The following is a 14,946-nucleotide window of genomic DNA, read 5'->3' on the forward strand; positions in this document are numbered from 1 at the left end:
CATGACTGTATCGTCGCGTTGGCCGGGCTATGCCCTGGCCCTGGTGGTTCTTGTCACCGTCTGGCGCTTGGCGCTGTTGGCCTTGGCTCCGCCCAATCTTTCCTTCGACGAGGCGCAGTACTGGGCCTGGGCGCAGACCATTCAGCTGGGATATTATTCCAAACCGCCGATGGTCGCCTGGGCCATCGCCGCCACCACGGCGCTGTTCGGCGAGGGCGAGGGCGCCATCAAGCTGTCTTCGACCTTGGCCCACACCGCCACCGCCTTGCTTCTTTTCGCCCTGGGGCGGGAAATGTTCGATCGCCGGGTCGGGGCCTGGGCGGCTGTGGGCTGGATTGTGCTGCCGGCGGTGTCGTTGTCGTCCATGGTCATCACCACCGACCCGTTTTTGCTGACCTGCTGGGCCGCCGCCTTGCTGTTTCTGGTCAAGGCCGAGCGGCAGGGCGCGGCGGTCAATGTCTGGTGGGGGGCGCTGGGACTGGCCTTTGGCCTGGGGCTTTTGTCCAAATACGCCATGGCCTTTTTTCTGCTGGGCCTGGCCTTGTGGATGGTGCTTGAGCCGTCGGCCCGGCGGCTGCTGAAAGGGGGCGGGCTGTGGTTGGCCTTGGCTTTGGCCGTGCTGGTCTATGCCCCCAACGGGCTGTGGAACGCCGCCAACGGCTTCGTCTCCTATGCCCATACCCGCGATAACGCCAATCTTGGCGGCACGCTGTTCAATTTCCCCAAGCTGGCGGAATTTGTCGGAGGCCAGTTCGGTGTCGCCGGCCCGATTCTGATGGCGGCGATCCTGTTCTCCCTGGTGGTTGCCTTCCGCCGGAATGCCGATCCGCGCTTGAAGCTGTTGGCGGCTTTCACCGTTCCGGTATTGCTGGTGATGACGGTGGAAAGCTTTCTGTCGCGGGCCAATGCGAATTGGACGGCTCCGGCCTATGTGGCTGGGGTGGTGCTGGCCAGTGCCGTCCTGGCGTCGCGGGCGCCGCGTCTGCTGCTGGCCTCGCTGCTGCTGCATCTGCTGGCCACCGGCGTGCTTTACAATATTGATGCGGTCCGCCACGGCCTGGGACTGGCCGAGAATACTCGCTTGGATCCGATGAAACGGATTCGCGGCTGGGACAAGGTGGGAGATCGGGTTTCCGCCCTGCTGGCCGAACATCCCGGTGCCCGCTTGTTGGCCGATGAGCGCAAGGTCTTGGCGACGTTGACCTATTACGTCCATCCCCATCCCTTTGACGCCATCAAGTGGAACCCCGGTGGGCAAATCCACGACCATTTCGACCAGACCACCCGGCTGGAGCCGGGGGGCGGCAGCTATGTCTACGTGACCGAGAATCCGGGAGTGCCGGAAAGCGTCATCGCCCGTTTCGGCGAGGCTCGCGGGTTGGGGACGATCGACGACCATCTCAGCGGGGATCACGGCCGGGTTTTGTCGGTGTGGTGGTTGCGGGATTTCAAGGGCTATGGAAAATGAGGGCGCTGTCCGCCATATGGCAATCGCTGGAGCGTCACCCCTGGCGCTGGACGCTGTCTTTGCTGGTGCCGCTGATCCTTTTGCCACGGATTGATTTGACCATCGCCGGTTGGTTCTTTGATCCGGTCAATGCGGTCTTTCCTGCCCGCTCGGCCCCGATGTACGAATGGGTGCGGCGGGTGATGCCTTATTTCCTGTTCGCCGGCGCCGGCTATGTGGCGGTGCTGTGGGCGGCCGGGGAAATGATGAAGCAGGTTTTTCTTGGCGTCAGTCGTCGGGTTGCTCTTTATTTGCTGTCTTCCCTGGCGTTGGGGCCGGGGCTGATTGTCAATGTTATATTGAAGGACAATTGGGGCAGGCCGAGGCCGTCAACTATTCGCGAGTTCGGCGGCGCCAATTACTATGTCCCGCCTTTGGTCATGACCGATCAATGCGACAATAATTGTTCGTTTTCCTCGGGGCATGGGGCGTTGGGCTTTTGGCCGGTGGCGGTGGCGCTTTTGGTGCCGGCGCCGTGGCGCGGCGCGGCGATGGCGGCGGCTTTGCTGTTCGGCGGCCTGGTCGGTTTTGTTCGCATCGCCCAGGGCGGACATTTTTTTTCCGACGTGGTGTTTTCGGCGGTTATCGTCATTAGTACAACGGTATGGCTGAATCATCGCATCCTCGGGCGGCCTGCGGCAGAGTCATGGAAAAATAATTGACTGAATCGCTATGAGTCGTCGCAAGACGCTATGCGAACGGGCATTTCTCAGGTAATGATATGAGTTCAGACTGTGCTCGAAGCCATACTGGCGGGGGCCGGGGTGCCTCGCGCTCGCGTGAGGGTAATTTTTTTCTAAGACGAGTAATGACACATGGCATGGAACCGAGACAATCATGGTAGTCGCTCCCGCGATCGTGGCCGGCGGGACGATTTTGGCGGCGGCGATATGGGTGGATACGAACCCCGCGCGCCGCGGATGAGCAGCAGCTTTGATCGCCAGCAGGTCACCCAGACGAACGTGACCGCCACCGTGAAGTGGTTCAATGCCTCGAAGGGCTTCGGCTTCGTTGCTCCGTCGGACGGCACCCCGGACGCTTTCCTGCACATCTCCGCCTTGGAGCGTGCCGGTCTGACCCAGGTCGCCGAAGGCACCACTCTGGTCGTTGACCTGGGCCAGGGCAACCGTGGTCCGCAGGTGGTTGTGGTGCATGAAGTCGACGCGTCGACCGCGACCGCGACCCCGCGCGCCGCGTCGTCGTCCTCGTCCTCTGCCCCGCGCATGGACCGTGGCCCCAGCGAGACCGTCGAAGGCGTGGTCAAGTTCTTCTCGGCCGAGAAGGGCTTTGGCTTCGTTCAGACCGACCAGGGCGGCAAGGATGTGTTCGTGCACATCAAGGCTCTGGAACGCTCGGGCATCAAGGCTCTGGAGACCGGTCAGCGCGTGCGCTGCACCACCACCCAGGGTCAAAAGGGTCCGCAGGCCGACAGCGTCGCCCTGATCTGACGCTTTGACGCCAAAGATTGGCCGTCCGCCGATTCACTCATTCGAGTGAGTCGGTTGGACGGTTTTTTCTTGACTTAAAATAAGTATAAAAGTACCAGTTTGCCGTTAACCCTTTGTCTCTCCGTCATTGCGCGGGGCGGAACATTGTTTCGCCCCGCGACTTTTTGGCCGGGACGGAGGTGCGGGGCAGAAATCAGGGGAGAGGGAGCGGTTTACGCTCAGCGCTTGACGCCACAAGCCTTGTCGATGGCTTCAAGCGCGTCACTAAAGCCGGCCAGCGACACGTTGTCGGTGACGGCGCCACCCTTGACGGGAACGGCGCGGATGGTGACGTCGCGACCTTTGACCATGGCGGCGATGATCGACGAATCGGCCTTGGTGTCCTTGGCCCAGGCGGATTTGCCGTTGGTGAAGAAACTGTGCTTCATGCCGCCGATCTGAATTTCGGCTTCGGAATCTTTTTTGAAGCCATAGCCGGCGATCAGGCTGACCTCTCCGGGGCTGCGGGGGCGGTGGGTGATGGCGATGGCGGTGCCGACCCGGCCCTTGTCGCCGCCCTGCACCCGATCGGCCTGGGCGGCCATATAACAGACCTTGCCGCCGCCTTCGGGATAGACATAGGCCTCCCAGGCGCCGGTCTTGCCCAGGCGCTTTGGCGCGTCGGCGGCCGTGGCCGGAACGGCGACGATCAACAAGGCCAAGGTCAGGATGGAACGACGGAGCATGGGGGAACCCTTTCCTGTTTCGCAACTGCGAAACGGTTTAAGCCCAGCAGATGGGTGCGTGTCAACCTTCAGGGTAAAGCGTCAGACAGGGCGGCCGCGGGGGGGGAAGACGCTTTGGCCGCGCATTTGCCGTTCGTATTCCAGCGACCAGCGGACATTGGGATAGGCCAGATCATCCCAGGGAATCTCGTCCCAGGCCACCAACATGACTTCCAGGCTTTCTGGACCGGCGGCGAAATCAGGGCTCAGCATCTGAGCCCGATAGATCATGTGCACCTGGCTGATCTCGGGGATGGAATAAATCGCCAGCAGGGCGTCGATTTCGGCGCGGGCGCCGGCTTCTTCCCACACTTCGCGCAGGGCGCCTTGTTCGGTGGTTTCGTGCAGTTCCATATAGCCGATGGGCATAGTCCAATACCCGACACGCGGCTCGATGGCGCGGCGGCACAATAGATATCGGTCTTCCCAAGTGCAAACGGCGCCAACGATGACCTTGGGGTTTTCATAGACAATAAAGCCGCAATCACCGCAAACCAGTCGTTCGCGGTCATCGCCTTCCGGCGTCATTCTGAGATTGGGGCCTTGCAGTCGCATGCGGGCAGTCTGAACAAGGCGGCGGAAACGCGCAAGCCCTATACCAGGATATCCACATAGGTTCCGCGACGGGCCATGCGATCCAACTGATCAAGGGGGAAATCCGCGGGCAGCACGCGGTTGCCGGGCTTGCCGCCAATGCCGCCACGGGTGCCGGTGGAAACGGCAGCGCCGGCCATGGGCACTTCGCGGCTGCCGCCGCCCAGTCCCAGGGCTTGTTTGAGGCTGTCCAAGCCAGCCGTGGATGCGCCAATGCGAAGATCGTCCGCCATATGTCCTTCCCGCGTAACCGCACCATCATAGCATGGGCGGTGGTTAGCATTCCATGAATGCGGCGCGCATTGACGTTCCGTGTCGGGCGCCCCATTATATAATTATAATCTAATAAAGTAGGGAGCGCATGTTCATGCCGGAACTCATGGTCAATAGCCAAGCGGTGGATGTCAGCGAAGCCGGCTGGCTGGAAGATTGCCGGGTGTGGAACGATGATATCGCCAAGGCCATCGCCGCGGCCGAAGGCGTCACGCTGACGGACGAACATTGGGATGTCATCCGCGAGGCGCGGGCCTATTTCGATGAATACGGTCTGGTGGCCGAGCAGCGGGTGTTCATGAAGCTGATGAAGGAAAAATTCGGAGCGGAACGGGCCACCCAGCAATATCTGTACACGCTTTTCCCGCACGGGCCGTTGAAGCAAGGCAATAAAATCGCCGGACTGCCGCGGCCAAAGGGATGCTCGTGATCACTTGTGCTTGCCCGTGACTCGCGCTTCGGGCTAAATGGCGGCATGGATAATAGCCGCCACAGCCCGGCCCAAGCCGCCGCGCAGCCGCGCGACCTCGCCACCCATTTCATGGAATGTGGGGCGCTGAACACAAATTTGACCTTGGCGCCGGGTGACCGCATGGTCATCACCGATGATTTCCTCAATGGCAAGGTGGTTGATCTGACCGCCATGTCCATGGCGGCGATTGTCGCCCGCGACGGCATGGTGGCCAAGGCCGCCATTCTGCCGCTGGGCTTGGCCGCCAGCAGATTGAAGGCGGCCGACCGCCTTAAGTACGAACGCCTGTTCGCGCTGATCGAGGATACCGCTTTTGACAGCGGCGTGCGCGAATCGGCGGAAGCGCTTATTCATGCCAATTTCCGCGAAACCCAGATCAAGGAATTGGCGGCCGAGCTGGGGGGCACGGTGGGGCCGGCGCGTCAGCGCTATAAGGCGTTCCTGGAAGTGGTCAAGCTGCTGGCCGACCGCAAGATTTCCGAGTCGTTGTTCTTGGACGAGTTCATGGACTTCACCCGGACCGTGGCTGGCAAGCTGGATTTCGGCATCTATTCCCTGTGCGTGGATCGCCTGTTCACCTCGGCCCGCATTCCGATCATGGTCAAGGCCTCGTTGCTGCGCGAAGTGTGCAAATATCCGCCGCTGATCCGCAAGGAATTGGTGACCAATCTGTTGTCATCGCCAGCCGCCGACCCGGAACTGGTCCGCTATGCCCGCCAGGAAGTGGCCAACGTGCTGACGCGGGAGCAATTGACGGAAATCTTTTTGTTCACCACCCTGAAACGGGCGTGGGCCGCGCAAAAAGACCGCCCGCGTCCGGTCTGATTCTTCACATCCTCCGAGGGTCATTATGCGTGCCATGGTTTGCCCCGCCTTCGGCGCCGCGCTGGAAATGCGCGACCTCCCCGCTCTCCCCCTGACGGCGGAGCAAGTGCGCATCCAGGTGGTGGCTGCCGGCGTCAATTTCGCCGATTCACTGCTGATCCAGGGCACGTATCAGGAAAAGGTCGCGCCCCCCTTCGTCCCCGGTTTGGAATTGGCCGGTATGGTGGTGGAGGTTGGCGCGGCGGTGACCGAACTGGCGGTTGGGGATCGGGTGATGGCCAATGTCAGCGCTGGCGCCTTCGCCAGCGAGGCGGTGGCCGATTGGACCGATGTCCACAAGCTGCCCGAGAGCTTGGATTTTATCGCCGCCGCCGGCTTTCCGGTGGCTTACGGCACTTCGCATCTGGGGCTGCTGAAAGCCGGATTGCGGCCGGGCGAGGCCTTGTTGGTGCATGGTGCGGCCGGGGGTGTCGGGCTGACCGCGGTGGAAATCGGCGTGGCCATGGGGGCGACGGTGATCGCCACGGCGGGCGGCGCCGACAAGGTCAAAGTGGCGTTGGATCATGGCGCCCATCACGGCATCGATTATAAAGCCGAAGATATCCGCACCCGCGTCAAGGAACTGACCGGCGGGCGCGGCGCCGACGTGGTTTACGATCCGGTGGGCGGCGCGGTCTTCGAGGCGTCGCTGCGCTGCGTCGCCGCCGACGGCCGTATCTTGCTCATCGGTTTTGCCTCGGGGATCGTGCCGCAGATTCCCGCCAATCATCTGTTGGTCAAGAATGCCACCGTGATCGGCTATTGGTGGGGCGCGTACCGTACGCTCAATCCCCTGCTGGTGCGCCAATCCATGGCCGAGGCCCTGGATATGTGGGCGGCGGGCAAGCTGCGCCCCCATGTCGGGGCGTGCTTGCCGTTGGCCCAGGCGGATGCGGCCATCGGCATGCTGAAAAGCCGCGCCGCCACCGGCAAGGTGGTCTTGACGGTTTAGCCGGGCGACTGGCCCGGCATGCCCATGCTGGTGGAATGTTCGAAATGCAGCGCCTCGCCCGGATGGGCGGCTTCATAGGCCGAATGGGCGGCGCGGGCGGCCTCGGCGAAGCCTGACAGGATCAGCTTCAGCTTGCCCGGATAGGTGCAGATGTCGCCGGCGGCGAAAATGCCGGGCACGCTGGTTTGCATGCTGGCCGGATCGACGCTGATGACATTCTTGTCCATGGTCAGGCCCCATTGGGCGATCGGGCCAAGCTCGGTGGCCAGGCCGAAGAACGGCAGCAGCACGTCGGCGGCCAGGGTGCGGGTTTGCCCGTCCAAGGTGGCGACGACGACGCTGTGCAATGCGCCATTGGCGCCGCCCAGGCCATGCAGTTGATAGGGGACCACCAGTTCGACGGCGCCGGCAGCGGCCAGGGCTTTCAACTTGGCCTCGGATTCGGGGGCGGCGCGGAATTTCGGCCGCCGATGCACCACCTGAACGCTGGCGGCCAGCTCGGCCAGGGAAATCGCCCAATCGACGGCGGAATCGCCGCCGCCGGCAATCACCACTTTCTTGCCGCGAAACGCCTCGCGCTTGGTGACGAAGTAATTGATGCCGCAGCCCTGGCCCTTGCCTTCATAGGCGTGCAGGCCATCCAGCGGCGGCCGGTTCGGGCCGAAAGCGCCGCTGCCGGCGGCGACGATGACCACCTTGGCGGAGATCTCGGTGCCGTCCGACAAGGTACAGCGCCACGTCTCCCCCGCCTTGTCCAAGCCGACCATCTGGCGGCCCAAATGATAGGTGGGGTTGAACGGCGCCGCTTGCGCCGCAAGTTGATCGATCAGGTCGGCGGCCAGCACGCTGGGATGGGCGGGGACGTCATAGATGGGCTTTTCCGGATACAGCGCGGCGCATTGGCCGCCGACGGAATCCAGCGCATCGACCACATGACAGTTCAGCCGCACCATGCCGCACTGGAACACGGCGAACAGACCGGCAGGGCCGGCTCCCACCACCACAACGTCGGTTTCATGTTTCATCGTCTGTCGCCCTTTACCAGAGGAAGCTACGGATGGCGGCGACGGGAACGTCGCCATGTTCGGCCACCAGCCGGTCCAGATTATCTTGTGTCGGAACTTCGCCCGGCGCGATGGCCAAATCCTTGGCGTGGATGCCTTGGGTGACGAACACCGCGCCGGCCAGCCCGGCGCCATTGGCGCCCTTGACGTCGGTGTGCAGGGCGTCGCCCACCGCCAGCACCCGCGCCGCCGGCACTCCCAGGATCTTCAGCGCCTGGGCATAGATGGCCGGATCGGGCTTGCCGCGCATGGAAACAAGGCCGCCCATGGCGACATAGCGTTCGGCCAGGGCGCCGGCACAGACGATGGGTTGGCCCTGGCGCATGACCACCAGATCGGGATTGGCGCAAACCATGGGCAACTGACGGGTCAGGGCCTGTTGCATGGCGGGCGCGTAATCCTCGACCGTTTCCTCCATGTCCCAGGGACCGGTGTTCAAGATGAAATCGGCGTGTTCCAGATCGACGCTGACGTAATCCAGGCCCAAGAAGACGTTTTCGTCGCGCTCGGGTCCCATGTGATAGAGGTTGCGGCCCAAGGCGGCGTAGAACGGATCGGTGCGGTCGCGCAATTCCAGGTAAACCGCCTCGCCCGAGGATAATACGTGGTCGTAAAGCTCGCGGCCGATGCCCATGCGGGCCAGTTGTTCGACCAGCGCGTCGGCGCGGCGCGGGGCGTTGGACAGCAACAGGCTTTGCTTGCCCGCCGCGCGCAAGGCGACCAGGGTGTCGCGGGCGCCGGCATAGGCCTCGACGCCGTCATGGACGACGCCCCACAAATCAAGAATGAAGGCGTCGGCCCGATCGGCGATGGCGGCAAGGCCGGAAATCTGGGCAATGGACATTACTTCCCCCGGTGGGCGGCGCCGACGGCATCGGCGATATTGTTATAGCCATCGGCGGCCAAGAGGGCGATCAGACCGCGGTTGATGCGCTCGATCAGGGCGGTGCCCTGATAGACCAAGGCGGAATAGACCTGAACCAGGGCGGCTCCGGCCTTGATCTTGGCATAGGCGTCGGCGGCGCCGGCAATGCCGCCCGCGCCGATCAGCGGCAATTTGCCCTCGGTCAGGGCGTACATTTGGTGCAGCACGGCGGTCGATGGGGCCAGCAGCGGCGCGCCGGACAAGCCGCCGGTTTCGCTGGCGTGGGCGCTTTGCAAGCTTGGCGGGCGGGCAATGGTGGTGTTGGACACGATCAGGCCATCCAAGGCGCCGGACAAGGCCACGGCGGCGATGTCGGCCAGATCCTCGTCATTGAGATCCGGTGCGATCTTGAGCAGCAGCGGCGGCCGCTTGGCCCCTTCGCTGGCCAGGTCAAGGGCGGTTCGGGTGCGGCCGACCAGACCTTCCAATTGATCGCGGCCTTGCAGCGCCCGCAGGCCCGGCGTGTTGGGCGACGAGACGTTGATGACGATGTAATCGGACAGCGGCGCCAGTTTGGCGGCGCCCTTTTCGTAATCGCTGGCGGCGTCCTCGGTGTCCTTGTTCTTGCCCAGATTGGCGCCGACGATGCCGATGCGCGGCCGTGCCAGCAAGCGTGCGGCCACCGCGTCCAGGCCTTGGTTGTTAAAGCCCATGCGGTTGATGACGGCCTGATCCTCGGACAGCCGGAACATGCGCGGCTTGGGGTTGCCGGGCTGCGGGCGCGGCGTCACCGAGCCGATCTCGACGAAGCCGAAACCTTGCCCCAGCATGGCGTCGGGAACCTCGGCATTCTTGTCGAAGCCGGCGGCCAGGCCGACCGGATTGGGGAAGCGCAGGCCCCACAAATTCTGTTCCAGGCAGGCATGGGACACGGCGCGGCGGCCCGGCACCAATCGGGATTTCAGGGCGCGGATGGTCAGGCCATGGGCCTGTTCCGGGTCGAGCTTGCGCAACAGCGGCCCAACCAGCGTGTAAAGATCGGCCATGTCAGTCCTCGAACGGGGGAAAGATGTGGTGGCCATCCGCGCCCAGGGGCAGCGGCTTGGCCCAACGCGCCGCGCTGACCGGCAGGGCGGCGTAAAGATGCGGAAACAATTGTCCGCCGCGTGATACTTCCCATTTCAGCGCCGCGCCCAGGGCGTCGGCATCGACGGCCAGCAGCAGCAGGCCAGTCTGCCCGGCGCGATGCTTGGCGGCGCTTTCAACGATCTGGGACGCGGTGGAAAAATGCATGAAGCCATCGGCCGCATCCTGGGACGAACCAAGATAGAAGCCGGAATTTTGCGCCGCCTGCCATTCGTCGGCACGGCACATGTGATAGAGGGTGGTGGTCATAATGGTGCGGACATTAGGGGCAAATGCCCGTCAAGGCAACGGCGACGCCCCGATCACCGGTTCATGCAGCCACAACAGCAGCGCATAGATCGCCAATCCGGCCAGCGGTCGCCACCAGCCGATTTCCGGCAGCATGGCCGGATGAATTTTTGCGGTCAGGGCGGCCAGTTGCTGCCAATCGGGCAGGCTCCGCTTACGCTTGGAATCCAGCAGACGCAGACCCATCAGGGCCAAAGCCAGCAAGGGGGCGAAGATCATCAGCGCCGCCACGTCGCCATTGGGCACCATGTGGGCGGCGGCCCACAGGGCCAGCCCCCACAAGATGGGATGGCGGGTCAGGCGCAGCAGGCCGGGACGGGCGGGGTCGTAGCCGCGCCGGCCGGGGCCGATGGAAAAGGGATTGGCGGCGGTCATGCCGATGGTCAGCAACAGGCAGGCGGGCAGCATGGCCAGCGGCGGCACCCAGCGCATCCACGGCGCTTGTTCCCACAGCAACAATGTGGGGGCTTGTTGATAGGCGACGATGATCCAGGCCAGCAAGGCGAGGGAGACGATGGAATAGGCGACGGAAAACCCGACGATCCCGCCCAGACGGGCCTCGGCCCAGCGACGGAAGCGGGGCTGGTTGGTCAGGCGGTGACTGACCAGAAAGACCAGCACCGCCAGAGCGAGGGGGAGCAGCCCTAGTTCCAGGGGTTGACCTCGGGGATATCAAGGCGATGCAGGCGGGCCGCCGCCGTCAGGGTGTTGCGCAGCAGGCAGGCGATGGTCATGGGGCCGACGCCGCCGGGCACCGGGGTGATGGCGCCGGCGACCTGGACCGCCTCGGCGAATTTGACGTCGCCGACCAGCTTGGACTTGCCGTCGGGCAAGGTCACCCGGTTGATGCCGACGTCAATGACCGTGGCGCCCGGCTTGATCCAATCGCCGCGGATCATTTCCGGCTTGCCGACGGCGGCGACGACGATGTCGGCGGCGCGGATCTCGGCCGGCAGATCCTTGGTTTGGGAATGGGCGATGGTCACGGTGCAGCTTTCGCGGATCAACAGATTGGCCATGGGCTTGCCGACGATATTAGAACGGCCGACAACCACGGCCTTGAGCCCGGTCAAGAGCCCGAGATGATCGCGCAGCATCATCAACGAGCCCAGCGGCGTGCACGGAATCATGCCGATCCCGCCCGAGGCCAGCATGCCGACATTCCACGGGTGAAAGCCATCGACGTCCTTGTCGGGGCGAATGGTCTCAATCACCTTTTGCGCGTTGATGTGACGGGGCAGCGGCAATTGCACCAAGATTCCGTGAACGTCCGGGTCGTCGTTCAACCCCTCGATCAGGTTCAGCAGGTGGTGTTCGCTGGTATCCGCCGGCAGCACGTGCTCGAACGATTTCATGCCGCATTCGGCGGCGCGCTTGTTCTTGTTGCGCACATAGACTTGGCTGGCCGGGTCCTCGCCCACCAGCACCACCGCCAGACCGGGGGTAACGTGGTGCAGATCGCGGATCTCATGCACCCGCGCGGTGATTTCGTCACGCAGATTGGCGGAAAAGGCGTTGCCGTCGATAAGCTTGGCCTGAGTCATGATCGTTTCGCCATCCATTGGTCAAGGCGGGCGGCCAGTTCGGCCCCGTCGCCGGAAATCAACAAGGTCTTGCGGCGGTCGGTGGCGCCGGCGACGATTTCGATCAGCGATTTCGCCACCCGCCATTCCTTGGCCAACATCTTGATCAGGGCGGCATTGGCCTTGCCGTCTTCCGGCACCGCCGTCACCGCCGCTTTCACCACGACGCCGCCATCGGCCTCGGCGGCCAGACCATCGACCTTGTCACGCGACGCCTTGGGGGTCAGGCGGACGAAGACCTTCAGCCCCTGGGGCGCAAGGCTATAGGGGGCTGGGCTCAAAAGCCCTGCACCGCCAGCAACAGCTTTTTCACCACCATTTGCAGGAACAAGATGATCAGCCACAGGGCGATGGGCGACAAATCGACGGCGCCGATATCGGGCAGCCAGCGGCGCAACGGCCGCAACGCCGGCTCGGTCAGGCGCGCCAAGACGTCGCCGATGGTGCGGACGGCGTGGTTATAGGTGTTGATGACGCCAAAGGCGATCAGCCAGGAAAAGATGACCGTGGCCAGAACCACATACCAATAGAACTCGAGGGCGAAATAAATCACCGTCAACAACGGTTCCAGGATGATGTCCATGGGGCAGCGGCCTTGATGGTTTGCGTTTCAGGGGAAACCTAACCACAGCAGGGCGTTAGCGCAAGCGCGCTGTTGCGGGATCGCCAAGGCGGACCCGCAACAGCGCCCCCTGGGGTCACGCCGCCTGATAGCCGGCTTGCATGGCGAATTGGGCGGTGACGGCGTCCATGGTGTTGCGATGGACCATCAGCCATTCCGGCAGCGCCTTGGTGAAATAGGAATCCTGCGGATTGCCGGCTTCCAACTTGGTCAAAACAGAGGCCAATTCGGCCAGGACCCGTTCGTGTTCCCCCTGATGACAGCCCAGGGCGAAAAAGCCGGTCTTGGCCATCATTGCTTCTTCGCGGGCGAAATGCTCGCGGCAATGGTCGATAAAGTGACGCAGCAGATCCAGGCGTTGCGGCAAGGCGGCTTCGGCCAGGGCGTTGATCTGACCGGCGGCGACCGCATGGTCGTCATCCATGAATCCCACCCCGACATCAAGCCCCGCATGCCACTCAAGAACAGACATTTTCCTTACCTTTCCCGTTCGGCGACTGGCGGTGTCGGTTGCACTGCACCGATATTGCCAACGTCCCCTATAGGGGGCAAGTAAATACCTGTATTAAAAATAAGGGGAAGGGTCAGGGGCTTTCCCGCCGCAGGTGACGGTACAAGGTGTTGCGGCTGATGCCCAATTGCTTGGCCGCCTGCGACATATTGCCGCCGCAGGCTTCCACCGCTTGTTCCATCAAAGTCTCGGAGACGGTGCGCAAGCTGCCGCCCTGGGGGGCGGTGCCGGGGACGGGGTGGCGCAAATCGTCAATCAGGTCGTCGGGCAGGTGCTGCCAGCGGATGCGGTTTTCGCCGGGTTCCAGCAAGGCGCAGGCGGTGCGCAGGGCGTTGGCCAATTGGCGGATGTTCCCTGGCCAGGCATAGCCGGCGAAGGCGGCGGCGACCTGCGCCGACAGGGCCAGACCGCCGCCGGGTTCGAGGTCGTCAAGAATGCGGGCGACCAGATGTTGCAAATCGCCACGTTGGCGCAGGGGCGGCAAATTCAGCGACAGGCCGTTGATGCGGTAATAAAGATCGGCGCGGAAACGGCCCGCCGCGATGGCTTGCTTGAGCGGTTGATGGGTGGCGGTGATCAAGGTGAAATCCACCTGAACCGGCTTGCCGCCGCCCAGCGGCACCACCTGATGGTCCTGCAACACCCGCAACAGCCGGGTTTGCAAGGCCAGCGGCATGTCGCCGATTTCATCCAGGAACAAGGTGCCGCCCTGGGCTTGGCGGATGCGGCCGGCGCAGCCGTCGCGGCGGGCGCCGGTAAAGGCGCCGGGGGCATAGCCGAACAATTCGGCTTCGATCAGATGTTCGGGCAAGGCGGCGCAATTGACGGCGATGAACGGGCCGTGCGCCCGTGGGCCGCTGGCGTGGACGGCGTGGGCGAACACCTCCTTGCCGACGCCGGATTCGCCATGCAGCAACAAGGCAATGGCTTTGCCCGCGACCTTGCGGGCGCGGCTGATGGCTTGGCGCAAGCTGTCGTCGCCGCTGTCGAGCGCGGCCAGGGCATCGGTCTGGGGCGTGACGGGCGCGGGGTGGGCGACAGGGCGGCGCGGCGGCGCTTCCACCCGCAGGAACAGGCGTTGGCCATGGGGGGAATTGGCCATCAGCGGCGCGCCGGGGCGGCTGTGGCCCCAATCGAGGATTTGATCCAGCGGCAGGCACAGACGGTCTTCCAGGCGCAGCCGGCCCAAATCGGTGGGGGTCAGGCCCAGCAGGGCCGACGCGGCGCGGTTGGCGCCGATGATGCGGCCGTCCTCGGCCAGGGCCAGCAATCCCTCGGCCACCGTGCCGATGCCGTCGGGTTGCGGATGCAGGCGCAGGCGCAAAGTGCATTCGTGGCGGGCATCGAACAGGCGGTTCTCGATCATATGGGCGGCGGCGCTGACCAGTCCGGCGGTGTGCGGATGGCGGCCGCGGCGATGGCCGGAAATGTCGAGGACTCCCAGTAAGCGGCCATCGGGGCCGGCGACCGGGGCGGCGGTGCAGGTGAGGAAGCCGTTATGTTCCAAGAAGTGCTCGCCGCCATGAACGCTGACCGGCGCCGCCTCGGCCAAGGCGGTGCCGATGGCGTTGGTGCCGCGATGGCTTTCATGCCACGAGGCGCCGGGCGTCAGCGCCACCCGCTCGGCCCGAGTCAGAAATTCGGCATCGCCCAAGGCGTCCAGCACCACCCCTTGGTCATCGGCCAAGATGACCATGGAGCCCGAGCCGCGGGTCTGGGCCTGAAGGTATTCCATCACCGGGCGGGCGCGGGTGACCAATTCACGTCGGCGTTCGATGGCATGTGATAATTGCGGCGCCGACAGATGCGGGCTGTCGCCGCCGCGCCATGGGGTCAGGCCGGCGCCGACGCTGCGGCGCCACGATTGGGTGACGATGCTGCTGACCAGGCCGGCCGGTGGAATTTGGCCGCATTCCAGCAGATGACGGGCATGACGCAAGGCCTGCCCGGGGGGCTGCCCCTTGGCGCTGTCCATGACGTTTCTCCCTGTGGT

General features: G+C 64.0%; 19 protein-coding genes. 6 read left to right on the forward strand and 13 right to left on the reverse strand.

Annotated features, from left to right (window positions below):
- Position 1 precedes the first annotated feature (1 nt).
- From KEC16_RS08885 to KEC16_RS19985, 3 genes are all read left to right on the forward strand, one after another.
- Complete coding sequence (locus KEC16_RS08885) at positions 2-1,468, forward strand: ArnT family glycosyltransferase (RefSeq protein ID WP_211547975.1); 1,467 nt, start codon at positions 2-4, stop codon at positions 1,466-1,468.
- A complete protein-coding gene (locus KEC16_RS08890; protein ID WP_211547977.1) occupies positions 1,465-2,169 on the forward strand; it encodes a phosphatase PAP2 family protein in 705 nt (234 codons plus the stop codon). Before KEC16_RS08885 ends, KEC16_RS08890 begins: the two co-directional genes overlap by 4 nt.
- A gap of 258 nt (positions 2,170-2,427) precedes the next feature.
- Positions 2,428-2,955: a cold-shock protein gene (locus KEC16_RS19985; protein ID WP_283091897.1), complete on the forward strand. Its 528-nt coding sequence runs from the start codon at positions 2,428-2,430 to the stop codon at positions 2,953-2,955.
- 218 nt (positions 2,956-3,173) lie between these two features.
- On the opposite strand, the gene KEC16_RS08900 is transcribed toward KEC16_RS19985, so the two are convergent.
- From KEC16_RS08900 to KEC16_RS08910, 3 genes are all read right to left on the reverse strand, one after another.
- Positions 3,174-3,680, reverse strand: coding sequence for an invasion associated locus B family protein (locus tag KEC16_RS08900; RefSeq protein ID WP_211547981.1), 507 nt, complete (start codon positions 3,678-3,680; stop codon positions 3,174-3,176).
- An 81-nt stretch (positions 3,681-3,761) separates the two neighbouring features.
- On the reverse strand, positions 3,762-4,274 hold the full coding sequence (locus KEC16_RS08905) for an NUDIX hydrolase (protein ID WP_211547983.1): 513 nt from the start codon (positions 4,272-4,274) through the stop codon (positions 3,762-3,764).
- Between the two features lie 38 nt (positions 4,275-4,312).
- A complete protein-coding gene (locus tag KEC16_RS08910) occupies positions 4,313-4,546 on the reverse strand; it encodes a hypothetical protein (protein ID WP_211547985.1) in 234 nt (77 codons plus the stop codon).
- Positions 4,547-4,680: 134 nt separating this feature from the next.
- On the opposite strand from KEC16_RS08910, the gene KEC16_RS08915 reads away from it, so the two are divergent.
- The 3 genes from KEC16_RS08915 to KEC16_RS08925 are packed head-to-tail and all read left to right on the forward strand — an operon-like array spanning position 4,681 to position 6,874.
- Entirely contained in the window at positions 4,681-5,016 is a 336-nt protein-coding gene (locus KEC16_RS08915) for a TusE/DsrC/DsvC family sulfur relay protein (RefSeq protein WP_211547986.1), read from the forward strand.
- A gap of 45 nt (positions 5,017-5,061) precedes the next feature.
- Positions 5,062-5,883: a hypothetical protein gene (locus tag KEC16_RS08920; protein ID WP_211547989.1), complete on the forward strand. Its 822-nt coding sequence runs from the start codon at positions 5,062-5,064 to the stop codon at positions 5,881-5,883.
- A 25-nt stretch (positions 5,884-5,908) separates the two neighbouring features.
- Positions 5,909-6,874 carry an NADPH:quinone oxidoreductase family protein gene (locus KEC16_RS08925; RefSeq protein WP_211547991.1) on the forward strand — a complete coding sequence of 322 codons (966 nt, stop codon included), beginning with the start codon at positions 5,909-5,911 and terminating at the stop codon, positions 6,872-6,874.
- Here KEC16_RS08925 and KEC16_RS08930 read toward each other — a convergent pair.
- The 10 genes from KEC16_RS08930 to KEC16_RS08975 form a co-directional block, all read right to left on the reverse strand.
- Complete coding sequence (locus tag KEC16_RS08930) at positions 6,871-7,899, reverse strand: NAD(P)/FAD-dependent oxidoreductase (RefSeq protein ID WP_211547993.1); 1,029 nt, start codon at positions 7,897-7,899, stop codon at positions 6,871-6,873. The genes KEC16_RS08925 and KEC16_RS08930 overlap by 4 nt on opposite strands.
- A 13-nt stretch (positions 7,900-7,912) precedes the next feature.
- The gene (locus tag KEC16_RS08935; RefSeq protein WP_211547995.1) at positions 7,913-8,782 is read right to left on the reverse strand and encodes a TIGR01459 family HAD-type hydrolase; all 870 of its coding nucleotides are present in this window, start codon (positions 8,780-8,782) and stop codon (positions 7,913-7,915) included.
- Entirely contained in the window at positions 8,782-9,849 is a 1,068-nt protein-coding gene (locus KEC16_RS08940) for a quinone-dependent dihydroorotate dehydrogenase (protein WP_211547997.1), read from the reverse strand. Before KEC16_RS08940 ends, KEC16_RS08935 begins: the two co-directional genes overlap by 1 nt.
- A 1-nt stretch (position 9,850) precedes the next feature.
- Positions 9,851-10,198, reverse strand: coding sequence for a DUF952 domain-containing protein (locus KEC16_RS08945; protein WP_211547999.1), 348 nt, complete (start codon positions 10,196-10,198; stop codon positions 9,851-9,853).
- 30 nt (positions 10,199-10,228) lie between these two features.
- Entirely contained in the window at positions 10,229-10,858 is a 630-nt protein-coding gene (locus KEC16_RS08950; protein ID WP_346344056.1) for an NnrU family protein, read from the reverse strand.
- Positions 10,859-10,881: 23 nt separating this feature from the next.
- Positions 10,882-11,781, reverse strand: coding sequence for a bifunctional methylenetetrahydrofolate dehydrogenase/methenyltetrahydrofolate cyclohydrolase FolD (gene folD, locus KEC16_RS08955; RefSeq protein WP_211548001.1), 900 nt, complete (start codon positions 11,779-11,781; stop codon positions 10,882-10,884).
- Positions 11,778-12,101 (reverse strand): DUF167 family protein, encoded by a 324-nt coding sequence (locus tag KEC16_RS08960; protein WP_211548003.1) that lies wholly within the window; start codon positions 12,099-12,101, stop codon positions 11,778-11,780. The genes folD and KEC16_RS08960 overlap by 4 nt, the downstream gene beginning before the upstream one ends.
- The gene (locus KEC16_RS08965; RefSeq protein WP_211548005.1) at positions 12,098-12,403 is read right to left on the reverse strand and encodes a YggT family protein; all 306 of its coding nucleotides are present in this window, start codon (positions 12,401-12,403) and stop codon (positions 12,098-12,100) included. Before KEC16_RS08965 ends, KEC16_RS08960 begins: the two co-directional genes overlap by 4 nt.
- 115 nt (positions 12,404-12,518) lie before the next feature.
- Entirely contained in the window at positions 12,519-12,914 is a 396-nt protein-coding gene (locus KEC16_RS08970) for a bacteriohemerythrin (protein ID WP_211548007.1), read from the reverse strand.
- A gap of 112 nt (positions 12,915-13,026) precedes the next feature.
- The gene (locus tag KEC16_RS08975) at positions 13,027-14,928 is read right to left on the reverse strand and encodes a sigma-54-dependent Fis family transcriptional regulator (protein WP_211548009.1); all 1,902 of its coding nucleotides are present in this window, start codon (positions 14,926-14,928) and stop codon (positions 13,027-13,029) included.
- Positions 14,929-14,946 lie beyond the last annotated feature (18 nt).

It is taken from the genome of Magnetospirillum sulfuroxidans, assembly GCF_018224925.1.
Lineage (GTDB): Bacteria > Pseudomonadota > Alphaproteobacteria > Rhodospirillales > Magnetospirillaceae > Magnetospirillum > Magnetospirillum sulfuroxidans.

Bases quoted from the DNA above. Each gene is read 5' to 3' on its own strand.
- KEC16_RS08885 (WP_211547975.1), top strand. From the start codon at position 2: ATGACTGTATCGTCGCGTTGGCCGGGCTATGCCCTGGCCCTGGTGGTT.
- KEC16_RS08890 (WP_211547977.1), top strand. From the start codon at position 1,465: ATGAGGGCGCTGTCCGCCATATGGCAATCGCTGGAGCGTCACCCCTGG.
- KEC16_RS19985 (WP_283091897.1), top strand. From the start codon at position 2,428: ATGAGCAGCAGCTTTGATCGCCAGCAGGTCACCCAGACGAACGTGACC.
- KEC16_RS08900 (WP_211547981.1), bottom strand. From the start codon at position 3,680: ATGCTCCGTCGTTCCATCCTGACCTTGGCCTTGTTGATCGTCGCCGTT.
- KEC16_RS08905 (WP_211547983.1), bottom strand. From the start codon at position 4,274: ATGCGACTGCAAGGCCCCAATCTCAGAATGACGCCGGAAGGCGATGAC.
- KEC16_RS08910 (WP_211547985.1), bottom strand. From the start codon at position 4,546: ATGGCGGACGATCTTCGCATTGGCGCATCCACGGCTGGCTTGGACAGC.
- KEC16_RS08915 (WP_211547986.1), top strand. From the start codon at position 4,681: ATGCCGGAACTCATGGTCAATAGCCAAGCGGTGGATGTCAGCGAAGCC.
- KEC16_RS08920 (WP_211547989.1), top strand. From the start codon at position 5,062: ATGGATAATAGCCGCCACAGCCCGGCCCAAGCCGCCGCGCAGCCGCGC.
- KEC16_RS08925 (WP_211547991.1), top strand. From the start codon at position 5,909: ATGCGTGCCATGGTTTGCCCCGCCTTCGGCGCCGCGCTGGAAATGCGC.
- KEC16_RS08930 (WP_211547993.1), bottom strand. From the start codon at position 7,899: ATGAAACATGAAACCGACGTTGTGGTGGTGGGAGCCGGCCCTGCCGGT.
- KEC16_RS08935 (WP_211547995.1), bottom strand. From the start codon at position 8,782: ATGTCCATTGCCCAGATTTCCGGCCTTGCCGCCATCGCCGATCGGGCC.
- KEC16_RS08940 (WP_211547997.1), bottom strand. From the start codon at position 9,849: ATGGCCGATCTTTACACGCTGGTTGGGCCGCTGTTGCGCAAGCTCGAC.
- KEC16_RS08945 (WP_211547999.1), bottom strand. From the start codon at position 10,198: ATGACCACCACCCTCTATCACATGTGCCGTGCCGACGAATGGCAGGCG.
- folD (WP_211548001.1), bottom strand. From the start codon at position 11,781: ATGACTCAGGCCAAGCTTATCGACGGCAACGCCTTTTCCGCCAATCTG.
- KEC16_RS08965 (WP_211548005.1), bottom strand. From the start codon at position 12,403: ATGGACATCATCCTGGAACCGTTGTTGACGGTGATTTATTTCGCCCTC.
- KEC16_RS08970 (WP_211548007.1), bottom strand. From the start codon at position 12,914: ATGTCTGTTCTTGAGTGGCATGCGGGGCTTGATGTCGGGGTGGGATTC.
- KEC16_RS08975 (WP_211548009.1), bottom strand. From the start codon at position 14,928: ATGGACAGCGCCAAGGGGCAGCCCCCCGGGCAGGCCTTGCGTCATGCC.